The sequence below is a fragment of the Citrobacter sp. GW821-FHT02E08 genome, from assembly GCF_059421685.1.
Window position 1 is genome coordinate 1 of the sequence record NZ_JBWKVL010000044.1, and the last position, 573, is coordinate 573.

Sequence of the window (573 nt, forward strand, 5' to 3'; positions counted from 1 at the left end):
GGCGATAAGCTGGCCCTGACGGTTATAGTCGAAACGGACTTCTTTCCCGTCCGGCCCTTTGATGCTGCTGACGTCACAGCTGACCACATCCAGCGCATACGCGGTCTTTCTGCCCAGCGGATCAGTACTGGTAGTCAACCGCCCGCTGGCATCATACTTTTTCTCCACGCTGCTGCCGTCCAGGTGGTCGATTCGTACCACCCGTTTTAAACCGCCTTCACCTTCGGTGTGATACGTGCGCTGCCTGCCGTCGCTGTAGGTGACGAGGGTTTTGTCCGGCTGGTAGTCAAAATGATAGTCCAGCCCCTGACCATCTTCGGTTATCTGTCGTACCGCCCGGCCTGCATCATCGTACTCATACGCCGTCGCCGGACGGCCGGTATGTCGCTGGCCGCTCATCCGCCCCGGACAGCCCGGATGGTAAGCAAAGGCGCGCACCTCCGTGCCGCTGCGGTCAGACACGCTGACCAGCTCGCCGTGTGCGCTGTAGCCGTAGCGCGCCAGCGGCAGCTCCGGCACATCGTAGCCGCCATCACGCGCCAGCCACACGGCCGTCAGCCGGACGCCGCTGTC

The 573-nt window shown here is 62.7% G+C and carries 1 pseudogene; it reads right to left on the reverse strand.

Features of this window, described 5'->3' with window-relative positions:
• Positions 1 to 573: pseudogene (locus tag AC07UY_RS21770) on the reverse strand (hypothetical protein); the annotation flags it as partial.